This window comes from Methylobacterium mesophilicum SR1.6/6 (assembly GCF_000364445.2).
In the GTDB taxonomy this organism is placed as follows: domain Bacteria; phylum Pseudomonadota; class Alphaproteobacteria; order Rhizobiales; family Beijerinckiaceae; genus Methylobacterium; species Methylobacterium mesophilicum_A.
On the sequence record NZ_CP043538.1, the window covers coordinates 4,861,364 to 4,882,547 of the forward strand.

Below are 21,184 nucleotides of genomic sequence, written 5' to 3' on the forward strand. Positions count from 1 at the left end.
CCGGGATGGCAGCCCTGCGCCACTCCCCCTGACGCCCGGCCGCCGCCCGGGCTAAAGGCTCGGGGCCCGGCTGCCCATCCGGGCCGACCGGGAGGAACTCGTGGGCCTCGTCTACGCGCTCGCTGCCTATCTGAGCTGGGGCCTGCTGGTCCCGCTGCATTTCCGGCTGCTCGGCGCCTACAGCCCCAACCACATCCTGGCGGAACGGATCGTCTGGTCGAGCGTGTTCGCCGGCACCCTGGCCCTGATCCTGGCGGCGCGCCACCGCCTGAACCTGCCGCTGCCCCTGCGACCGCGCCACGCCCTGCTGCTGCTCTCGGCCGCGATGATCGGCGTGAACTGGCTGCTCTACCTCTACGCGATCAGCACCGGGCATCTGCTCGACGCGAGCCTCGGCTACTACATCAACCCGCTGGTCAGCGTGGCCCTCGGCCGCGTGGTGCTCGGGGAGCGCCTCCGGCCGATGCAGGCTGCGGCCGTCGGCGTCGCGACGGCGGGCGTCGGGGTCGCGGTCGTTTGGGCCGGCGAGCTGCCCCTCATGTCCCTGTCGCTGGCGGTGAGCTTCGCGCTCTACGGCCTCGCCCGGAAGATCGTCGGCGTCGACGCGCTCGTCGGATTCCTGGCCGAGACGCTGCTCCTTCTGCCGGCGGCGGTCGCGTGGCTCGTCCACACGCCCGAGCCCTTCCTGCCTGCGCAACCGGCGAGCCTCGCGCTCCTGATGCTCACCGGCCTCACCACGGCCCTGCCGCTGATCTGGTTCGCCGCCGCGGCGGTCCGGCTGCGGCTCACCACCCTCGGCCTGCTGCAGTACGTCGCCCCGACCTGCCTGCTCGGGCTCAGCGTCCTGGCCTTCGGCGAGCGTGTGGAGCCGCCGCGAGCCGCGATGCTGGCCCTGATCTGGGTGGCGCTCGCCCTCTACACCGTCGATGCGCTGCGGGGCCGGCGTCGGCCGGGCCCTGCGCCGGCTCCTGCACCCGCTCCTGCACCGGCGCGGTCGGATCCGGACACGATGCGTGTATAAGGAATACCGGTATGAGCCGCCGCGGGGCGGATGATGGGATTGCGCGTGGCCGATGAGCGAGACTGAGGGCGGCGGGCAGGCCGTCACGGACGCCGACTACCGGAACCTCGCCGAGACGCTGCCGCAGCTCGCGTGGATCGCCGAGGCTGACGGGACCATCATCTGGTACAATCAGCGCTGGTACGACTACACCGGCACCTCGCTAGAGGAGATGCGCGGCTGGGGCTGGCGGGCGGTCCACCATCCCGACCACGTCGAGGCGGTGACCGAGCGCTACCAGGCGGCGATCCTGCTGGGCCGGTCCTGGGAGGACACCTTTCCCCTGCGGGGGCGGGACGGCACCTATCGCTGGTTCCTGTCGAAGGCGCTGCCGCACCGGGACGAGACCGGCCGGATCCTGCGCTGGTACGGCACCAACACCGACATCACCCGCCGACGCGCCGTCGAGGAGCGCCTGCGCCATTCCGAGGAGCGTTTCCGGGCGCTGGTGGACGCCTCGGCGGCGGTGATCTGGAACACCAACGCGGCGGGCGAGCTGCTGCCGCCGCAGGTCCGCTGGAGCGTCTATACCGGGCAGAGCGAGGAGACTTACCAGGGCTGGGGCTGGCTCGACGCGGTCCACCCCGACGACCGCGGCCACGCCGCCGATGCCTGGGCGGCCTGCGTGGAGAGCCGCTCGGTCTACGAGGTCGAGTACCGCCTGCGCCGCCACGACGGGGTCTGGCGCGCCATGGAGGTGCGCGGCGTGCCGGTGCTTGCCGAGGACGGCTCTCTGCGGGAATGGGTCGGTACCTGCGTCGACGTCACCGCGCGCCGGGAGGCCGAGGAGGCGGTGGAGCGTGCCCGGCAGGCGGCGGAGGCGGCCAACCTCGCCAAGAGCCAGTTCATCGCCAACATGAGCCACGAGCTGCGCACGCCGCTCTCTGCGGTGATCGGCTATTCCGAGATGCTCGGCGAGGAGCTGGAGGATATCGGCCAGGCCGCGCTGCTGCCGGACCTGCGCAAGATCGAGGCGGCGGCGCGCCACCTCCTGTCGCTGATCAACGACGTCCTCGACATCTCGAAGATCGAGGCCGGCCGCATGACCGCCTCGGCCGAGACGTTCTCGGTGGCGGACCTGCTCCGCGACGTCTCCGACTCCACCGGCTCCCTGGTGGAGAAGAAGGCCAACCGCTTCGTCCTCGACGCGGCGGAGGCGGATCTCGGCGCGATGCACCAGGACCAGACCAAGATCCGCCAGTGCCTGCTGAACCTGATCGGCAACGCCGCCAAGTTCACCGAGCGGGGAACCATCACCCTCATGGTCCGCCGGCACCGGGAGGAGGGGGCCGACTGGCTGTCCTTCGCGGTTACCGACACCGGCATCGGCATGAGCGAGGCGCAGATCGGGCGCCTGTTCGAGCGCTTCGTGCAGGCCGACGACTCGACCACGCGCCAGTTCGGCGGCACCGGCCTCGGTCTCGCCATCACCCGCGCCTTCTGCCGGACGATGGGAGGCGACATCGGCGTCACCAGCACGCCGGGCGCGGGCGCCACCTTCACGATCCGCCTGCCCGCGACGCTGAGGCCCGAGGATACGGCGGCCGCCGAGGCCGAGGCGCACACGCCGGTGGAGCCGCACGAGCAGCACGAGACGGTCCTGCTGGTCGACGACGATCCGGCCGCCCGGGAGCTCCTCCAGCGCTTCCTGGAGCGCGAGGGCTTTCACGTCCGCAGCGCCAACGATGGCCGCGCCGGCCTGACGCTCGCCCGGGCCCTGAAGCCGCGGGCGATCCTGCTCGACGTCGAGATGCCGCGCATGGACGGCTGGGCGGTGCTGCACGCGGTGCGCAACGACCCCGACCTCGTCGGGACACCGGTGATCATGACCTCGGTGGTCGCCGAGCAGGGCCTCGGCCAGGCACTCGGCGCCACGGACTACTTCGTCAAGCCGATCGACTGGGACCGGCTCAAGGGCCTCATGGAGCGCTACCGGCCTGAGGCGCCCGGTGAGGCGCGCATCCTCGTGGTCGACGACGATGCGGACGCGCGCGACCGCCTCCGCCGCTCCCTCGGCCGGGAGGGCTGGACCGTCGACGAGGCGGAGAACGGCCGGATCGCCCTGGATCGTGTCAGCCAGGCGCGGCCGAGCCTGATCCTCCTCGACCTGATGATGCCCGAGATGGACGGGTTCGGCTTCCTGCGCGCTCTGCGCGCGCGACCCGACGGCGACGTGCCGGTGGTGGTGCTCACCGCCAAGGAGATCTCGATCGCCGAGAAGGAGAGCCTGAACCGGCAGGCCGACCGGGTGATCGCCAAGGGCTCCATGAGCCTCGCCGAGATCGGCCGGCAACTGCGCGTGCTCTACGCGCGTTCGGCGAGCGAGCCGGTGCCGGGACGTCTCCAGGGCCTGATCGAGCGGCTCGCCGAGAACGATGGGGGAGAAGCGCGATGAGCGGGGACGGGATCGATCCGGAGAAGGCCGTGGCCATTCGCCTGCGGGCGCGGCTGGCCGTGGTGGAGCGGGCGGCGTGGTTCGGACTCGTCCACGCCATGAAGACGCGCCCGGCCGAGACCGAGGCCTACATCGCCTCGGAGCGGACGCGCTGCGCGGAAGGGTTCGGCGGCGGCGCCTGGGCCAAGGATCTTACCGACGCTGAGCGGGCGATGCTCGCCGAGGAGGTGGATGCCGGGCTGGCCCAGCTCATCGAGGATGCGCGCGGCGAGGTTTGAGCCACCGCTGCCATCCGTGCGCGCCGCCCGGTTCGACCGGGCGGCGCCGTCGATCACCGGTGGCAGAATCCGCGCGGACCGCGATAGAGGCCCGGCGGACAGCCGCCGGGTGCGCCGGTGATGGACCGGCGGATGGCGCCCCGCGGACCGCGATTCAGGCGGCAGCCGCCATAGGGGCCGCGATGCGCGCCGAACCCGCATCCGCCGCGGACGAGGGTGATCGAGGCGTCGCCGCCGGAGAGTGGTGCCACGGGCATCGCCTGGGCCCCGCCGGCGAACAGCGCCACGGACGCGGCGACGATCAGGCCGGTCATTCGCATGAGCATTCCTCCCGATGTGAGACAGGTCGCCGCCCGGCGCTGGCCAGGCCACGACACGGCCTTCGGCCGCGGCCGGAAACCCCTCTCCCGGCACTTCGTTCCGCGCGGGTCCGATTCGGCGGCGTGGATCAGACGCCGAACAGATCGCACCAAGCCGGCGGCAGGCCGGTCCAGGACAGCGGCGGCGCGCCCGCATGGCCGGGCAGGCTCGTGGCGGAAAACACGCCTCGCGCGACCGCCCTGGCCAGCACCCGCGCGGCGGCATCGCCCAGCCGTGCCATCTCAACCACCGGGTCGGAGAGCGGCACGGCGCTGGTGGCCGCCGCGAAGACCAGATCCCCGTCCAGCGGCGTGTGGGCCGGCACGAGGGCCCGGGCGAGGCCGTCCTGGGCCGCCACCGCGAGGCGCCGGCACTGCGCCTTGGTCAGTGCCGCGTCGGTCGCCACGACGGCGAGCGTCGTGGCGGCGCCCGGCAGCGCCCGGCCCGGGAAGGTGAGGGCCTCCGGCGTCAGCCGGGCCGGCGAGCCCAGGCCGCCGAACTCCGCGCCCTCCTCGAAGGGCGCGGCCCAGAAATGCGGCCCGTCCCCGATGGTCGCGTTGCCGAAGGCGTTCACCGCCACGAGCGCCCCGACCCGAAAACCCGTCCCCGCCACGCGGGCCGACGCCGAGCCGATCCCACCCTTGAGCCGGCCCGTGCGGGCGCCGGTCCCGGCTCCCACCGAGCCCAGGGCGAAATCCTCCGCGGCCGCGCCGGCGGCCGCGAAGCCGAGTTCACGGTAGGGCGGGTAGCGGCCCCATTCCTTGTCGCCGCCGTTCAGGAGATCGAACAGGATCGCGCCGGGCACGATCGGGACGCGCATGCCGCCGACCGGGAAGCCGCGCCCGGCCTCGGCGAGCCACGCGGTCACGCCGGCGGCCGCGTCGAGCCCGAAGGCGGAGCCGCCGGACAGGACGAGGGCGTCGATCCGCTCCACGGTGCGCTCGGGGTCGAGCAGGTCGGTCTCGCGGGTACCCGGCCCGCCGCCCCGCACGTCGACCGAGGCCACGACAGGGGCGTCGAACAGGATCGCGGTGACGCCGCTCGCGACCGAAATGTCGCTGGCGTGACCGACACGCAGGCCGGGAATGTCGGTGATGCGGTTGTGCAGCATGGGGCAAGCTTGCCACGCGCCGCGATCGACGCAAATCCGCGCGCGGACCCGTTGACCGCCGGCCGGGGTCGCCCAGGTTGGCGGACGGCAGATCAGCCGCGAGGAGCACGGCATGGACGTCGGAATCATCGGAATGGGGCGGATGGGCCGCGGCATGGCGGCCAGCCTCGCGCGGGCCGGACACCGGGTCCGCGCCTGGAACCGCTCGCCGGAGGCCGCGAAGGGCATCGAAGGGGTCACCCCGGTGGGCAGCGCCGCCGAGGCTTTCGCCGGGGAGGCCGTCATCACCATGCTGGCCGACGACGCGGCGCTCGAAGCCGTGATCGTGGCGGGCGGCCTGCTCGACCGGCCGGAGCGGCCCGGCCTGCACATCGGCATGAGCACGGTCTCGGTGGCGCTCGCCAAGCAGCTCGCCGCCGTGCACGCGCGGGCGGGCGTGCCCTACATCTCGGCGCCGGTCTTCGGGCGGCCGGACGTGGCGGAGGCCGGCAAGCTCAACATCGTGGCGGCGGGCGCCGCCGATTACATCGACCGCGCGGGACCGCTGCTCGACGCCATGGGCGCCAAGACCTGGCGCTTCGGCGAGGATCCGGTGCGGGCGAACGCCGTCAAGCTCGCCGGCAACTTCATGCTGATCTCCGCCATCGAGGCCATGGCGGAAGCCTGCGCCCTCACGGAGGGCCACGAAGTCGCGGGCGCCGACTTCCTGGACCTGATGACCAACACCCTGTTCGCCTCGCCGGTCTACAAGGGCTACGGCGCGTCGATCGCCCAGAACCGCTACGAGCCCCCGGGCTTCATCCTCAAGCTCGGCGCCAAGGACGTGCGGCTCGCCCTCCAAGCCGCGGAGGGTGCGGGTGTGCCGATGCCCTTCGCCAGCGTCCTGCGCGACGGCCTGATCGAGGCGATCAGCCACGGCGACGGCGAGAAGGACCTCGCCGCCCTGGCGCGCGTCTCGGCCCGGCGTGCGGGGCGGTAGCGGGCTACCGGAGGGTCGCGCCCGCGACCCTCGTCCTACAGCCCGTAGCGGGCGAAGGCCGCGCGCTCCTCGACGGCCGCGACCGCGCCCTCGGCGAGCCCGATCCCGGCCTCGATCCCGCCCGGAGCGCCTCCCCGGCGCAGCAGGCGGGAGAGCAATCCGCCCCGGGCCTCGGCCACGAGCCGGAGGTCGACCTTCTCGCCGAAGCGCGCGCGCGTTGCGGTGCGCACGTCGCCGAGCGCATCGACGAGGCCGAGCGCCAGCGCCTGCCGCCCGGTCCAGACCGCGCCGGTGAACAGGTTCTCGGCCTTCGACAGGCCGGGGCGGCGAGCGGTGACGAGGCCGGTGAACAGGTCCTGCACGTCGGCCTGGATGCGCTTCAGGCGCTCCACGTCGGCGGGATCCTCGGGGCGGAACGGGTCGAGCATCGACTTCGCCTCGCCCTGCGTGTGGACGCGACGCTCGACGCCGAGCTTTTCCAGCAGGCCGTGAAAGCCGAACCCGGCCGAGACCACGCCGATGGAGCCGACGATCGACGTCGGATCGGCGACGATCTCGTCGGCCGCGCACGCGATCATGTAGCCGCCGGACGCCGCCACATCCTCCACGAAGGCGATCACCGGCAGGCTCTTCTCGTCGGCCAGCGCCCGGATGCGCCGGTGGATCAGGTGCGACTGTGCGGGCGAGCCGCCGGGGGAGTTGATGACGATCGCCACCGCCTTGGCCCCGGGCATGCCGAAGGCCCGCTCCAGGCTGCCCGCGACGCCGCCGATCGAGAGGCCCGGGCGGAGCGGCGAGACCGCCCCGATGGTCCCGGAGAGCCGCACCACCGCGACCCGCGGGCGGCGGTCCCGGAAGCGGCGGGGCAGGAGAGTTCGGACGGAGTCGAGGAACGCGAACGCCATGGAGATCTTGCGCGGCTCGTCGAAGGCCGGGCAGGGGACGGCCCGGATGCGTCTTTTGCAAACTGGGCGTTTCTTAACCCCGTGCAAGGGTCGTGCGGCTGCGCAGTCACACCGGATCGAACCGTTTGCCGACCTTGGCCGTTTCAGGCGACGGTGCGAGCCTCGTGCCGGCCCGGATCCGCTGGACTCGGACGGGTGCTCACACGGGAGAGAAACGATGCGACCCTGGCCAATCCTGGTCCTCCTCGCCGCCCTGCTCGGCGGGCTGGCGAGCGTGCCCGCGCGCGCGGCGCCCCTTCCGGTCCCGGCGACCGCCGACGCTGCGGCACCCGCCCCCGCGGTGCAGCAGGCCCGCTGGCACTACCGCCGCCACTGGCACCGGCGCCATCACTGGCGGCGCCACTGGCATCATCGACATCATTGGCACCGTCGCCACCATTGGCGCCGGCACCATTGGCACCGCCACTACGGTTTCCGTCGCCACTACGGCTACCGGCATCACGGCTACCGACACCACGCGTTCCGCGGCCGCGCCGTGGGCCACCGCCATCTGACGTTCTACTGAGCGAACCGACCTGCGTCCCGACCCCCGAGCGGGCCGGGACGCGCCCCTGTCGGCGACCTTGCGGGCGGCCTCGGAAAACCTTATTTAACCGTCTGATATCACTGCTCTTCCGCAAGGCCGGTCCGGCGCATCGCGCGCCGCGCTCGGGCCGCGAGCATCGCCCTTTCGGGCTTCAGAACGGAAATCGACTTGGCCGAGAACGATCCGACTGGCGCCGCCCCGCCCGCCAGCGACATCCGCCCCGTCTCCATCACCGACGAGATGCGCCGCTCCTACCTCGATTACGCCATGAGCGTGATCGTGAGCCGGGCGCTTCCCGACGCGCGCGACGGGCTCAAGCCGGTGCACCGGCGCATCCTCTACTCCGCCTTCGAATCCGGGCACCTGCCCGAGCGGAAATACGTCAAGTCGGCGCGCATCGTCGGCGACGTGATCGGTCTCTACCACCCGCACGGCGACCAATCGATCTATGACGCCCTGGTGCGGATGGCGCAGGACTTCTCCATGCGCCTGATGCTCATCGACGGGCAGGGCAATTTCGGCTCGGTGGACGGCGATCCGCCGGCCGCCATGCGCTACACCGAATCGCGGCTGGCCAAGCCCGCGACCGCGCTGCTCACCGACATCGACAAGAACACCGTCGATTTCGGACCGAACTACGACGAGTCGCGCGAGGAGCCGACCGTCCTCCCCGCCCGCTTCCCGAACCTGCTGGTCAACGGCGCCGGCGGCATCGCGGTCGGCATGGCGACCAACATCCCGCCGCACAATCTCGGCGAGCTGATCGACGCCTGCGTGGCCCTGATCGACGAGCCGGGGCTGACCATCGAGCAGCTCACCGAGATCGTGCCCGGGCCGGACTTCCCGACCGGCGGCATGATCCTGGGCCGCGCCGGCACGCGGCAGGCCTACGCCACCGGCCGCGGCTCGGTGATCATGCGCGCCAAGTCGCATGTCGAGGAGCTGCGCAAGGAGCGCGAGGCGCTGATCTTCACCGAGATCCCCTACCAGGTGAACAAGGCGACGCTCGTCGAGAAGATCGCCGAGCTGGTGAAGGAGAAGCGCGTCGAGGGCATCTCCGACCTGCGCGACGAATCCGACCGGACGGGCATGCGTATCGTCGTCGAGATCAAGCGCGACGCCATGGCCGACGTGGTGCTGAACCAGCTCTACCGGTTCACGCCGCTGCAGAGCTCCTTCGGCTGCAACATGGTGGCGCTGAACGGCGGCCGCCCCGAGCTGATGAACCTGAAGGACCTGCTCCAGGCCTTCGTCGACTTCCGCGAGGAGGTCGTCTCCCGGCGGACCAAGTTCCTGCTCGGCAAGGCCCGCGAGCGCGCCCACGTCTTGTGCGGCCTCGCCATCGCGGTCGCCAACATCGACGAAGTCATCCGGCTGATCCGGACCTCGCCGGACCCGAACACGGCCCGCGAGGCCCTGATGGCCCGCGACTGGCCGGCCCACGACATCGCGCCGCTGATCGCGCTCGTGGACGACCCGCGCCACCGCGTCGCCGAGGACGGGACCTACCGCCTGTCCGAGACCCAGGCCCGCGCCATCCTCGACCTGCGCCTGCAGCGCCTCACGGCGCTCGGCCGCGACGAGGTCGGCGACGAGCTGAAGACGCTGGCCGACGAGATCGCCGACTACCTCGACATCCTGCGCTCGCGCGCCCGCATCCAGGGGATCGTCAAGGGCGAGCTCGCCGAAGTCCGCGAGCAGTTCGCCACCCCGCGCCGGACCGAGATCGTCGACTTCGACGGCAGCGTCGAGGACGAGGACCTGATCGCCCGCGAGGACATGGTGGTGACCGTGTCGCACGCCGGCTACGTCAAGCGCGTGCCGCTCTCGACCTACCGGGCCCAGCGCCGGGGCGGGAAGGGCCGCTCCGGCATGGCGACCCGCGACGAGGATTTCGTCACCCGCCTGTTCGTGGCCAACACCCACACGCCGGTGCTGTTCTTCTCTAGCCAGGGCCAGGCCTACAAGGAGAAGGTCTGGCGCCTGCCGATGGCCGCCCCGAACGCCCGCGGCAAGGCGCTGGTGAATATCCTGCAGTTGCAGGACACCTCCGAGCGCATCACCACGATCATGCCGCTTCCCGAGGACGAAGCGTCCTGGGAGACGCTCGACGTCATGTTCGCGACCGCGCGCGGCAACGTCCGGCGCAACAAGCTGTCGGACTTCACCACGGTGAACCGCAACGGCAAGATCGCCATGAAGCTCGACCCGGGCGACCACATCGTCCACGTCGAGATCTGCCGACCGGACCAGAACGTGCTGCTGACCACCGCTCTGGGTCAGTGCATCCGCTTCCCCGTCGAGGACGTGCGCGTGTTCAAGGGCCGCGACTCGACCGGCGTCCGCGGCATCCTGCTGGCCAAGGACGACCGGGTCATCTCGATGACCATCCTGAACGCCTTCGACGCTACCGCGGAAGAGCGGGCCGGCTACCTGAAGATGCGCCGCGCCGTGACCGGCGAGGCGGAGGAGAACGGCGACGCGGAGGCCGAGGACGGCGCCGAGGCGGCGGCCATCTCGCTCGACCGCTACAACGAGATGGGGGGCGCCGAGCAGTACGTGCTGACCCTGTCGGAGCGGGGCTTCGGCAAGCGCTCCTCGTCGTTCGAGTATCGGACCTCGGGACGCGGCGGGAAGGGCATCACGGCGATGCGGGTCAACGCCCGCAACGGCAGCCTCGTGGCGTCTTTCCCCGTCGAGGCCTCGGACCAGATCATGCTGGTCACCGACGGCGGCCAGCTGATCCGCGTGCCGGTGGACGACATCCGCATCGTCGGTCGCGCCTCGCAGGGCGTTACGGTGTTCAACACCGCCAAGGACGAGAAGGTCGTCTCGGTGGAGCACATCGAGGGCGAGGACGAGGGCGCCGAGGCCGGCCCCGAGGGCGGCGAGGAGGCCTGAGGCGCCGCCCGGTTCCGTCCGGCGCGAAAATGCTCTAGGTCGGGCCCTAATGACCCGCACTGCCCTCTACGCCGGCTCGTTCGATCCGGTCACGAACGGCCATCTCGACGTGATCCGCCAAGCCTGCCGGCTGGTGGACCGCCTCGTGATCGCCATCGGCGTCCATCCCGGCAAGGCGCCGCTGTTCTCCGCCGAGGAGCGTGCGGCGCTCCTCACCGAGACCTGCGGGCCGGTGGCCCAGGCCGAAGGCGCGGCGCTGGAGATCGTGACCTTCAACGATCTCGCCGTCTCGGCCGCCCGGCGCTGCGGCGCCGCGATCTTCATCCGTGGCCTGCGCGACGGCACCGATCTCGACTACGAGATGCAGCTCGCCGGCATGAACGGCGCCATGGCGCCCGAGGTGCAGACCGTGTTCCTGCCCGCCTCGACGCAGGCGCGCCCGATCACCGCGACGCTGGTGCGCCAGATCGCCGGCATGGGGGGCGACGTCTCGCCCTTCGTCCCCGCCGCCGTGGCCGCGCGCCTCCGGCAGCGCTTCGCCGCCAATTCCTGACCCCGGAAGGACTTCGATGAACCGACGCCACGCCCTCCTCGCGCTCGCCCTCACGCTCGGCACCGCCACGGCCGCCCAGGCCGCCGACGCCAACACGGTCTACCTGCAGACCAAGGACGGGCGGATCACCATCGAGCTGCGGCCGGACCTGGCGCCCAAGCACGTCAAGCAGATCAAGACGCTGGTCTCCCAGGGCTTCTACAACGGCCTGAAGTTCCACCGGGTCATCGACGGCTTCATGGCCCAGACCGGCGACCCGAAGGGCAACGGCACCGGCGGCTCCAGCCTGCCCAACATCCCGGCCGAGTTCTCGCAATCGGCCCAGTTCCGCCGTGGCACGGTCGGCATGGCGCGCTCGCAGGATCCGAACTCGGCGAACTCGCAGTTCTTCCTCTGCCTCGGCGATGCGCCGTTCCTGAACGGCCAGTACACGGTCGTCGGCAACGTCACCGACGGGCTCGACGTCCTGGACAAGATCAAGAAGGCCTCGCCCGGCGCCCCCGGCGGCGCTGTGCAGGATCCCGACAAGATCGTCAGCATGACCCTCGCCGAGAAGGGCAAGTAGCGGCCGCATGCCGGGCTGGCGCGCCGCCGCGATCCTCCTGTTGAGCCTGGGTCCGGCGCAGGCCGAGACCTATGAGGGCAGCCCCTTCTACGGCTACGCCTTCGAGCCCGGCGGCGGCTATCCCTTGAGCCTGCCGCAGACCCTGCGGGCGACGGTCGCTGTGCCGGTGTCGCGGATGGCGACGAAGCCCGCCGATACCCTGGACGAGCTCTACCCGGCGCTGGCCGCCTGCTGGCAGGTTCCGGCAGGGCTCGGGCCGCCGAAGGCTGAGCCCGAGGATATCGAGATCACTGCGCGCTTCGCCCTCCGGCGGGACGGCAGCCTGATCGGCGCGCCGCGCATCACCTACGCGGCGGGCGTCGCGGGCGACCAGCGGGCGATTCTCGTGCGCGGGACCGTGGACGCGCTGGCGCGCTGCACCCCTGTCCACCTGACGCGGGGCCTCGGCCGGGCGATCGCGGGCCGGCCGGTGGCGCTGCGCTTCGTCTACCGCCCGCCGGCCTGAGCGCCGGCGATCGACGTCACGGGCGCTGGCCGGATCCGGCGGGCGCCGATACAGTTCCCTCAACCGGAAGGATAGACTTATGGCCGACAACGAAACCATCGTGCTGGAGACCACCAAGGGCCGCGTCGTGATCGCGCTGCGTCCCGACCTCGCCCCGGGCCACGTGGAGCGGATCAAGACGCTCGCCGCCCAAGGCTTCTACGACGGCGTGCCGTTCCACCGGGTGATCGACGGGTTCATGGCCCAGACGGGCGACCCGACCGGCACTGGCTCCGGCGGTTCCGACCTGCCGGACCTGAAGGCCGAGTTCAACGCCGAGCCGCATGTGCGCGGCACCTGCTCCATGGCGCGCACGAACTTCCCGCACTCGGCGAACTCGCAGTTCTTCATCTGCTTCGACGACGCCCGCTTCCTCGACAAGCAGTACACGGTCTGGGGCAAGGTCGTGGAAGGCATGGACGTGGTCGACACGATCAACAAGGGCGAGCCGCCGCGCTCGCCGGACAAGATCGTGAAGGCGACCGTCGCGGCGGCTTGAGTTCGGATCAAGCCTGACGTCTGAAGCCATCTCTCGATGGCTTCGGCTCCGCCGTCCTTGCGAGCGCAGCGAAGCAATCCAGTCAGCACGACACCCTCAGTCGCGCTGCCCCGGGGTCACTTCGCTGTGCTCGTGATGACGGCGGAACCGCATCACCCTCGGTCGAGGGCTTCCGCCGCCGCCAGATCCGCCGGCGTGTTGATGTTGAGGAACGGATCCACCGGCTCCGCCGGCCAGGATGCCACCGCCGCCCCATGGCGCGCGATGAAGCCGCCGACGCGCCGCTCGCCCCGTTCGAGATAGTCCCGAAGCGCGCCGCGCAGAGCCGTCGGCCAGAGCGCGATCGTGTAGTGCTGCCGTTCGCCCGAGGCCGCGAGGGCGATGCCGGCCTCGGATCCGGCAGCCTCCAGCCGCGCCACCAGATCCCCCGGCAGGAACGGCGCGTCGCCCGACACGCTGACCACCCGCGCGACACCCTGCGCGGCGGCGTGCTCCAGCCCGGCGAGGATGCCGGCGAGCGGGCCGGGCTGGTCCGGCAGGGGGTCCGGCAGCACCGGACCGGGAAACCCGGAGAACCGCGCCGGGTCGCCGTTGGCGCTGAGCGCCAGACCGGCCCCGCATTGCGGCGCGAGCCGTTCGACCACCCGCTCCAGCAGGGTCCGCCCACCCAGGCGCAGCAGCGGCTTGTCGCCGCCGCCCATCCGCCGCGCCTGGCCGCCGGCCAGGATCAGGCCCAGGACCGGCGCGGGATCGGCCGGCGGCGCCACGGCCTCACTCGAAGACGATCTTCGGCGCCGTCCGCCCGGCCGGCGCGCCGGACAGGTTCGCCCAGAGCTGGGCGGCGATGTCCCGGTAGACCTTGGCGTGCGGCCCCTCGGGATCGGTCGCGACCACTGGCCGGCCGGAATCCGAGGTCTCGCGGATCGCCATGTTCAGCGGCACCTCGCCGAGGAACGGCACGCCGAGCCGCTGCGCCTCGTTCCGTGCGCCGCCATGCCCGAAGATGTGTGAGGCGTGGCCGCAATTCGGGCAGACGAAGGTCGCCATGTTCTCGATCACGCCGAGGATCGGCACCGCGACCTTCTTGAACATGGTCACGCCGCGCCGCGCGTCGATCAGCGCGAGATCCTGGGGGGTCGAGACGATCACGGCGCCCGAGAGCGGCGTCGCCTGCGCCATGGTGAGCTGCGCGTCGCCGGTGCCGGGCGGCATGTCGACGATCAGCACGTCGAGTTCGCCCCAGAGCACGTCGCGCAGCATCTGGGTGATCGCCGACTGCACCATCGGGCCGCGCCAGATCATCGCCGTCTCGGGCTCGATCAGGAAGCCGATCGACATGACCTTGAGACCGTAGCCGACCATCGGCTCCATGGCCTTGTTGTCGACGACGTTGGGCTTGCCCGAGAGGCCGAACAGCTTCGGCACGGACGGCCCGTAGATGTCGGCGTCGAGGAGGCCGACCTTCAGCCCCTGAGCCTGGAGCGCCAGGGCGAGATTGCAGGCCGTGGTCGACTTGCCGACGCCGCCCTTGCCCGAGGCGACCGCCACGATGTGGCGCACGCCCGCGATCTGCGGACCCTGGTTCGGCGGCGCGCCGGGTCGCGGCGGCGCGACCGGCGGCGGCGTCACGGGGCGGGGGGCGGCGCCGCTCTGGGCCGGGTGGCTCTGGTTCCGCTCGGAGGTCAGGCTGGCGAACACGCCCGAGACGCCCGGCATCTGCAGCACCCGGCCCTCGGCCTGCCGCCGTACCGGCTCGAACCGCTCGGCCTCGCTGGGATCGACCAGGATCGAGAACATCACGCGGCTGTTCGGATCGACCACGACCTGAGAGAGCCGTCCCGAGCCGGGCAGGGTGGTGCCGGCGGCATCGACGGTGACGTCGGCAAGCGCCTTCAGCACGTCGTCGCGGGTGATCGCCAAAATCGTTCTCCACCGGGGCAAGCAGGTATGCCAGTGCATGTAGCCGAGCGGGCCGAGAACACCAGACCCCGGGCCCGCAATCGGCGCCGGCGCCGGCGGCCTGCGTCCCCGTGGCCGTCCCGGCCGCCCGCTTCGCGTTCAGTGCGGGCGGGCGACGAGGTTGCACGCTTCCATGGGGCCACGCACCACGCTCCCGTCTCCGCGCCGGTAGACCCCGTGGCGCAGGCGGCGGCAGCCGAGGGGGCCGCGCAGGCGCTTCACGCGCTCGATATGGACGCTGCCGTAGCGCCGGTTCGAGAAGTCGTGGCCGCCGATGCGCACGCCCGGGCCGAAGCGCACCTCGGCGGCGGCCGGCAGCGCGCAGAGCGCGCAGAGCGCCAGCGCCGCCGCGCACCCCAACCTCCGAACACCTCGCATCCGAACCTCCTCACCGCACGGGGAAGCTGAACCAACCGGAGACTGATCCGTTGTCGGGGCAGCCTTCGGCCGGGGCATCCTCCGGAGACCCCGCCGGGACCGAAACGACGCGTAGGAGACCACTTTCATGCATCAGGGCAACCACCGCGACCACGAGGGCGCGAAGAAGCTGTTCGAGCTCATCAAGGACGTGAAGATCGCCATGATGACCACCGTCGATTCCGACGGCACGCTCAACAGCCGCCCGATGTGGAACAACGACGCCGACGAGAACGGCGACCTGTGGTTCTTCACCAAGCTGCACTCGCCCAAGACGGCCGAGATCAGCAAGGACAACCAGATCAACCTGGCCTACTCCGACCCGTCCAGCCAGAACTACGTCTCGGTGGCCGGCAAGGCCGAGATTGTCCGCGACCAGTCGATCATCGATGCCAAGTGGAATGAGAGCCTGAAGACCTGGTTCCCGAACGGCAAGAACGATCCGGAGGTTGCGCTGATCCGCGTCCACCCGGAGAAGGGCGAGTACTGGGACAGCCCGAACAGCACGATGCTGCACCTCTACGGCTACGTGAAGGCCTCGCTCACCGGCGAGAGCCCGAAGACCGAGACCAAGAAGGTCGATCTCGCCTGACATTCCGGTTTCAGGACACGGGCTTTTCGCGGGCGGTTTCCGGAGGGAGGCCGCCCGTCTTCTTGACGTCCGCGGTGTTGCCATGCGCTCTGCACGATCGAGGCGCGGCAGAGTCCCAAAAGAATGCTCGATCTGGCGAAGCGGGTCTACGATCACAGCTTCCGCATCGACCCGATCGTGCGGTCGCTGCTCGACACGGACTTCTACAAGCTGCTGATGGCGCAGACGATCCTGCGCCGGCATCCCGACATCCAGACTACCTTCGGCATCACCAACCGCACCCGCCGGATCCGGATCGCCGACGAGGTCGATGCCGGGCTGCTGCGGGAACAGCTCGACCACGCCCGGACGCTGCGCCTCAGCAAGGGCGAGATCACGTGGCTGCGGGGCAACGTGTTCCGCGGCCAGGGACGCATCCTCGGCCCCGAATTCGTCTCCTGGTTCGAGACCTTCCAGCTCCCCGAATACGAGCTCGCCGTCCATGACGGCCAGTACGAGCTGACTTTCCACGGGCCCTGGGTCGAGACCACCATGTGGGAGGTCCCGGCGCTCGCGATCCTGAACGAGCTGCGGGCGCGGGCCGTGCTGCGGGGCCTCGGCAAGCTCGACCTGCAGGTGCTCTACGCCCGCGCCATGACCCGGGTCTGGGAGAAGATCGAGCGGCTGCAGAGGCTTCCGGACCTGTCGGTGGCGGATTTCGGCACGCGTCGGCGCCACGGATTCCTGTGGCAGGACTGGTGCGTCCAGGCCATGGCGGAGGGCCTGGACGGCGCGTTCCTCGGCACCTCCAACTGCCTGATCGCGGCCCGGCAGGAGGTCGAGCCGGTGGGCACGAACGCCCACGAGTTGCCGATGGTCTACGCCGCGCTGGCCGAGGACGACGCGGCGCTCGCCGCCGCGCCCTACGCGGTGCTGGCAGACTGGCAGGAAGACTACGGCGGCAACCTTCTGGTGATCCTGCCCGACACCTACGGTACCACCGGCTTCCTGGCGAACGCCCCCGACTGGGTGAGCGGCTGGACCGGCATCCGCATCGACTCCAAGGACCCGATCGAGGGTGGCGAGGAGGTGATCCGCTTCTGGCAGGCGCGCGGCCACGACCCGCGGGACAAGCTCGCGATCTTCTCCGACGGACTCGACATCGACGAGATCGAGCGCATCCACGCACGGTTCCACGGCCGCATGCGCATCGGTTACGGCTGGGGCACGCTGCTCACCAACGATTTCCGCGGGCTGCTGCCGGATGGCAAGCTCGACCCGGTCTCCATCGTCTGCAAGGTCACGGAGGCCAACGGCCGGCCGACCGTGAAGCTCTCCGACAATCCCACCAAGGCGCAGGGGCCGGCCGAGGAGGTCGCGCGCTACCGGCGGGTCTTCGGCGTGGGCGAGCAGGAGACGCTGCCCGTGGTGGTGTGAAGGGGTGTCAGACCCGCCGCGGTGAAACACGGAGGCTGACGATCCCGGGATGAATTCATTATCATGTCGGCCAATCGGAGCCGCTCGGAGGCGGTCCTGCCTGGGAGAACGCCATGCCGATGAATCGCCGCTCGCTCATCGGGGCCGCGGGCCTCGCCCTGACGGCGCCCGCCCTTCAGGGGGCACAGGCCGCCGAGGCGGCCAAGCCGGCTCCCAAGGCGCCCCCGCCGCCGGTGACGAAGACCCTGGCGCAATGGATCCTGTCATCCTCCTACGACGCGCTGCCCGATCCCGTCCGCCGCGAGGGCGTGCGCAGCTTCCTCAACTGGGTGGGTGTGGCGATCGGCGGCTCGCATCACGAGACCGTGGACGTGGCGGTCTCGGCGCTGCAGCCATTCTCGGGGCCGCCGCAGGCGGGCCTGTTCGGCCGGACCGAGCGGTTCGACATCATGAACGCCGCGTTCCTCAACGGCGTGTCGAGCCACATCTTCGACTTCGACGACACCCACCTGAAGACCATCATCCACCCGGCCGGCCCGGTCGCCTCGGCGATCCTGGCCTACGCGGCGATGAAGCCGGTCTCCGGCAAGGACTTCCTCGACGCCCTGGTGGTCGGCATCGAGGCCGAGTGCCGGATCGGCAACGCCGTCTACCCGAACCACTACGATGCCGGCTGGCACATCACCGGCACCGCGGGCGTGTTCGGAGCGGCCGCCGCCGCGGGTAAGCTGATGGGGCTCACCGAGCAGCAGATGGTCTACGCGCTCGGCCTCGCCGCCTCGCAGCCGGTTGGCCTGCGCGAGTCGTTCGGCTCCATGAACAAGAGCTTCAACCCGGGCCGCGCCGCGTCCAACGGCCTGTTCGCGGCGATCCTGGCCGCGAAGGGCTTTACCTCGTCGGACGGGATGATCGAGGCCAAGCGCGGCTGGGCCAACACGATCTCCACCAAGCAGGACTGGTCCGAGATCACCGACGGCCTCGGCACCCGCTACGAGGCGCAGCTCAACACCTACAAGCCCTTCGCCTGCGGGATCGTCATGCACCCGACGATCGACGCCGCGATCCAGATCCGCGACGAAGACCACGTCAAGCCGGAGGACATCAAGCGCGTCGACCTGAAGGTCCACCCGCTGGTGCTGGAATTGACCGGCAAGACCGCGCCGAAGACCGGCCTGGAGGGCAAGTTCAGCATCTACCACGCCGCCGCGGTGGCCTTCGTGGAGGGCGCGGGCGGCGAGAAGCAGTTCAGCGACCGGGCGGTGAACGACCCGCGGGTGGTTGCGCTCCGGCAGAAGGTGGTCCCGGTGATCACCCCCGGCATCGACGCCGCGCAGGTCGACATGACCGTGACGCTGAATGACGGGCGAACCGTCCACCGGCACATCGAGCACGCCATCGGCAGCGTCGAGAAGCCGATGTCGGACGCGCAGCTGGAGGCGAAGTTCGCTGACCTCGCGGCGGGCGTTCTTCCGGAGGCGCAGGCCAAGCGGGTGATGCAGCTGTGCTGGTCTCTGCCCGAGCTCAAGGATGCGGGCGAGGTGGCGCGGGCCGGCGTCGCGGGGGCGTAACGGCTCCGTGAACGCCGCGGGATCGTTTTCGGCCCCCATGCCGTTCCCCGTCCGCGAGGCTCCCGTCGATCCCGGCGGCCGCCCGCGCGTGGCGTTCGGGACGCGGGTTACGGTATGGGCACGAGAACCCCGGTCGGGGTCGAACCGGCAGCGCGGCCCGGGACGCCGCTGATCCCGCCGCGGCCGACTCGCGTGGCCGCCGCCGAGACGCCGCGGGCCGCCATGGCGTCGCCGGTGGTGGTCGGCGCCACGATCATCGCGGCCCTCTATTTCGGCCGCGACATCTTCATCCCGATCGCGATCGCCCTGCTGCTGTCCTTCGTGCTGACGCCGCTGGTGAACCGCCTGCGGCGCCTGCGCCTGCCGCGGCTGGTGGCGGTGGGGATCAGCGTCCTGCTGACCGTGGGCATCGTGGCGGCGCTCGCAACGCTGATCGGGATCCAGGCCGCCGATCTCGCCAGCGACGTCCCGCGCTACCGGACGACGATCGAGCGCAAGGTCGAGGGCTTGCGCGACTCCCCCGTCGGCCACGTGACCGCGTACGTGGCCAATATCGGGCGGGCGCTGCACGGCGGCGCCAAGGAGGCCGGCGACGCGGAGACGCCGAAGCCCGCTCCGCCGCCGCAGCCGCGTCCGGAGCAGGCGCAGTCCCCGAAGCCCGTCCTCGTCGAGGTCGCCGCGTCCCAACCGGGTTCGCTGGAGATGCTCTCCACGGTGCTCACGCCGGTGATGCATCCCCTGGCCACCGTCGGCATCGTCTTCGTGGTGCTGCTGTTCGTCCTGATGCAGCGCGAGGATCTGCGCGACCGCATGATCCGTCTGGCCGGATCGAGCGACCTGCACCGCACCACCGTGGCGATGGACGACGCCGCCAAGCGGCTGAGCCGCTACTTCGTGGTGCAGCTCGCCCTCAATGCCGGCTTCGGCATCGTGATCGGCATCGGCCTCTACCTGATCGGCGTGCCGAACCCGGTGCTGTGGGCGATCTTCTCGGCCCTGATGCGCTTCGTGCCGTATCTCGGCGCCGTCCTGTCGGCGATCCTGCCGATGGCGCTCGCCGCCGCGGTCGATCCCGGCTGGAACATGATGATCGCCGTGGCGATCCTGTTCATCGTGCTCGAGCCGCTCACCGGCCAGGTGTTCGAGCCGATCTTCTACGGGCAGTCCACCGGGCTCTCGCCCTTCGCGGTCCTGGTCTCGGCCCTGTTCTGGACCTGGCTCTGGGGCCCGGTCGGCCTGCTGCTCTCGACGCCGCTGACCGTCTGCCTCGTGGTGCTGGGCCGCTACGTCGAGCACCTGGAGTTCCTGGACGTGCTGTTCGGCGACCGGCCGGCGCTGACGCCGGTGCAGAACTTCTACCAGCGGATCCTCGCGGGCGATTCCGAGGAGGTGCTGGGCCATGCCGAGCTGATCCTGCAGCAATGCTCGCTCTCGTCCTACTACGACGAGGTGGTCCTCAAGGCGCTGGAACTTGCCGCCCGGGATGCCGCCCGGGGCGTGCTGACCGCGCGCCAGAAGGCGGCGATGCGCGCCGCCCTGGCCGAGCTGATCGCCGACCTCTCCGACCGGAGCGACGCGGTCATGGGCGCGGCCAACGAGGGCGAGGAGGGGGCCTGCAGCCCGCTGCCCATGGGCCCGGCCCCGGAGGCGCTGCCCGCCGCCTGGACGCGCCAGGGCGCGGTGCTGTGCGTCGCCGGACGGGGCTTCCTGGACGAGGCCGCCTCCGCCATCCTCGCGCAGATCCTCGAGAAGCGCGGCCTCGGCGTCCGCACGGTCCCCTTCGCCGAGACGGCCGCGGTGCGGATCGGGCGGTTTGAGGCGGGTCCGGCCCGCATGGCCTGCGTGGTCTCCCTCGCCCTCGACGGCGAGCCGACTCACCTGCGCCGGCTGATCCGCCGCCTTGAGGGCCGGATCCCCGGCGTGCCGATCCTGCTCGGGCTCTGGCTGACCCAGGAGGCGGAGGCCGACCGCGGTGCCGGCGGATCGAGGCATGCGGCGGAGGCGGACGGGCAGGTGCATTCGCTGCGCGAGGCCGTCGAGGCGGTTCTGGCCGCCGCGCAGGCGGACGCCGCTCCGGCCGGGACCGGGGCGGAGGCCGCGCCGGAACCGAGGCCGGAAGCGCAGGACGCAGCGCCGCGCGAAGCGGCGCCGGCCGGGGCATGAGCCAGAGGAGCTCCGAACTCAGATTAACGAGACCCGGCTCGATCTCAGAGGGACAATCCCGTCAGTCCGGGACTGCGGAGCAGGGCCCGGAATCCGGATCCGCACCGCGCGCTTGGCAAGGCATGGTCGGCGGCTCTGGATTGCCCGCCTCCGGCGTGCCCCTTCGGGTCCGGGCTCGCCCGCGGCGCCCCGGACTGACGGCGTGGTTGTCACGCGGCAATTGTCACACGGAAGAGGGGCAACCCCTGAACCCGCGCTCGCAGCTCTCATGATCCGGGGAGGGGGCTTGACGGGCAGGGGGCGCCCCGATTTCGTCGGGTACCGGCGGCCCGG

At 71.2% G+C, this 21,184-nt stretch carries 20 protein-coding genes; 14 read left to right on the forward strand and 6 right to left on the reverse strand.

The annotated features are described in order from the left end of the window. Window positions 1–100 precede the first annotated feature (100 nt). Genes rarD through MMSR116_RS23090 form a run of 3 tightly spaced genes read left to right on the forward strand, consistent with a single transcriptional unit; the run spans window position 101 to window position 3,733 of the window. A complete protein-coding gene (gene rarD / locus MMSR116_RS23080) occupies window positions 101–1,021 on the forward strand; it encodes an EamA family transporter RarD (RefSeq protein WP_010686132.1) in 921 nt (306 codons plus the stop codon). A gap of 52 nt (window positions 1,022–1,073) precedes the next feature. After that, window positions 1,074–3,455, forward strand: a complete 2,382-nt coding sequence (locus MMSR116_RS23085; RefSeq protein WP_010686131.1) for a response regulator — start codon at window positions 1,074–1,076, stop codon at window positions 3,453–3,455. Further along, window positions 3,452–3,733: a hypothetical protein gene (locus tag MMSR116_RS23090; protein WP_010686130.1), complete on the forward strand. Its 282-nt coding sequence runs from the start codon at window positions 3,452–3,454 to the stop codon at window positions 3,731–3,733. Before MMSR116_RS23085 ends, MMSR116_RS23090 begins: the two co-directional genes overlap by 4 nt. 53 nt (window positions 3,734–3,786) lie before the next feature. Here the strand turns inward: MMSR116_RS23090 and MMSR116_RS23095 are convergent, their stop codons facing one another. Both MMSR116_RS23095 and MMSR116_RS23100 read right to left on the reverse strand, forming a co-directional pair. Continuing rightward, on the reverse strand, window positions 3,787–4,053 hold the full coding sequence (locus MMSR116_RS23095) for a GCG_CRPN prefix-to-repeats domain-containing protein (protein WP_010686129.1): 267 nt from the start codon (window positions 4,051–4,053) through the stop codon (window positions 3,787–3,789). 128 nt (window positions 4,054–4,181) lie between these two features. Beyond that, window positions 4,182–5,204, reverse strand: coding sequence for a P1 family peptidase (locus MMSR116_RS23100; protein WP_010686128.1), 1,023 nt, complete (start codon window positions 5,202–5,204; stop codon window positions 4,182–4,184). 91 nt (window positions 5,205–5,295) lie between these two features. Between MMSR116_RS23100 and MMSR116_RS23105 the strand changes: the two genes are divergently transcribed. Continuing rightward, window positions 5,296–6,183: an NAD(P)-dependent oxidoreductase gene (locus MMSR116_RS23105; RefSeq protein WP_432419916.1), complete on the forward strand. Its 888-nt coding sequence runs from the start codon at window positions 5,296–5,298 to the stop codon at window positions 6,181–6,183. 35 nt (window positions 6,184–6,218) lie between these two features. On the opposite strand, the gene MMSR116_RS23110 is transcribed toward MMSR116_RS23105, so the two are convergent. Next, window positions 6,219–7,088 carry a S49 family peptidase gene (locus tag MMSR116_RS23110; protein WP_010686126.1) on the reverse strand — a complete coding sequence of 290 codons (870 nt, stop codon included), beginning with the start codon at window positions 7,086–7,088 and terminating at the stop codon, window positions 6,219–6,221. Between the two features lie 217 nt (window positions 7,089–7,305). Here MMSR116_RS23110 and MMSR116_RS23115 point away from each other — a divergent pair, with 217 nt between their 5' ends. The 6 genes from MMSR116_RS23115 to MMSR116_RS23140 all read left to right on the forward strand — a co-directional run bounded on the left by MMSR116_RS23115 (window position 7,306) and on the right by MMSR116_RS23140 (window position 12,736). Further along, window positions 7,306–7,653, forward strand: a complete 348-nt coding sequence (locus MMSR116_RS23115) for a hypothetical protein (RefSeq protein WP_010686125.1) — start codon at window positions 7,306–7,308, stop codon at window positions 7,651–7,653. A gap of 189 nt (window positions 7,654–7,842) precedes the next feature. Continuing rightward, window positions 7,843–10,575 (forward strand): DNA gyrase subunit A, encoded by a 2,733-nt coding sequence (gene gyrA, locus MMSR116_RS23120; protein WP_010686124.1) that lies wholly within the window; start codon window positions 7,843–7,845, stop codon window positions 10,573–10,575. A 49-nt stretch (window positions 10,576–10,624) separates the two neighbouring features. Further along, complete coding sequence (coaD, locus tag MMSR116_RS23125; protein WP_010686123.1) at window positions 10,625–11,128, forward strand: pantetheine-phosphate adenylyltransferase; 504 nt, start codon at window positions 10,625–10,627, stop codon at window positions 11,126–11,128. Between the two features lie 16 nt (window positions 11,129–11,144). After that, on the forward strand, window positions 11,145–11,693 hold the full coding sequence (locus MMSR116_RS23130) for a peptidylprolyl isomerase (protein WP_010686122.1): 549 nt from the start codon (window positions 11,145–11,147) through the stop codon (window positions 11,691–11,693). A gap of 7 nt (window positions 11,694–11,700) precedes the next feature. Next, the gene (locus MMSR116_RS23135; protein WP_010686121.1) at window positions 11,701–12,198 is read left to right on the forward strand and encodes a hypothetical protein; all 498 of its coding nucleotides are present in this window, start codon (window positions 11,701–11,703) and stop codon (window positions 12,196–12,198) included. Window positions 12,199–12,277: 79 nt separating this feature from the next. Then, window positions 12,278–12,736 (forward strand): peptidylprolyl isomerase, encoded by a 459-nt coding sequence (locus MMSR116_RS23140; RefSeq protein WP_010686120.1) that lies wholly within the window; start codon window positions 12,278–12,280, stop codon window positions 12,734–12,736. A gap of 152 nt (window positions 12,737–12,888) precedes the next feature. Here the strand turns inward: MMSR116_RS23140 and mobA are convergent, their stop codons facing one another. The 3 genes from mobA to MMSR116_RS23155 all read right to left on the reverse strand — a co-directional run bounded on the left by mobA (window position 12,889) and on the right by MMSR116_RS23155 (window position 15,073). Beyond that, complete coding sequence (gene mobA / locus MMSR116_RS23145; protein ID WP_010686119.1) at window positions 12,889–13,503, reverse strand: molybdenum cofactor guanylyltransferase MobA; 615 nt, start codon at window positions 13,501–13,503, stop codon at window positions 12,889–12,891. 4 nt (window positions 13,504–13,507) lie between these two features. Then, window positions 13,508–14,656, reverse strand: coding sequence for an iron-sulfur cluster carrier protein ApbC (gene apbC / locus MMSR116_RS23150; RefSeq protein WP_010686118.1), 1,149 nt, complete (start codon window positions 14,654–14,656; stop codon window positions 13,508–13,510). 138 nt (window positions 14,657–14,794) lie between these two features. Next, entirely contained in the window at window positions 14,795–15,073 is a 279-nt protein-coding gene (locus MMSR116_RS23155) for a hypothetical protein (protein WP_010686117.1), read from the reverse strand. A gap of 127 nt (window positions 15,074–15,200) precedes the next feature. Here MMSR116_RS23155 and MMSR116_RS23160 point away from each other — a divergent pair, with 127 nt between their 5' ends. From MMSR116_RS23160 to MMSR116_RS23175, 4 genes are all read left to right on the forward strand, one after another. After that, window positions 15,201–15,704, forward strand: coding sequence for a pyridoxamine 5'-phosphate oxidase family protein (locus MMSR116_RS23160; protein ID WP_010686116.1), 504 nt, complete (start codon window positions 15,201–15,203; stop codon window positions 15,702–15,704). A 123-nt stretch (window positions 15,705–15,827) separates the two neighbouring features. Further along, window positions 15,828–17,120 carry a nicotinate phosphoribosyltransferase gene (gene pncB / locus MMSR116_RS23165; protein ID WP_010686115.1) on the forward strand — a complete coding sequence of 431 codons (1,293 nt, stop codon included), beginning with the start codon at window positions 15,828–15,830 and terminating at the stop codon, window positions 17,118–17,120. Window positions 17,121–17,233: 113 nt separating this feature from the next. Then, on the forward strand, window positions 17,234–18,688 hold the full coding sequence (locus MMSR116_RS23170) for an MmgE/PrpD family protein (RefSeq protein WP_010686114.1): 1,455 nt from the start codon (window positions 17,234–17,236) through the stop codon (window positions 18,686–18,688). A 114-nt stretch (window positions 18,689–18,802) separates the two neighbouring features. Continuing rightward, on the forward strand, window positions 18,803–20,851 hold the full coding sequence (locus MMSR116_RS23175; RefSeq protein ID WP_010686113.1) for an AI-2E family transporter: 2,049 nt from the start codon (window positions 18,803–18,805) through the stop codon (window positions 20,849–20,851). The last annotated feature ends 333 nt before the right edge of the window (window positions 20,852–21,184 follow it).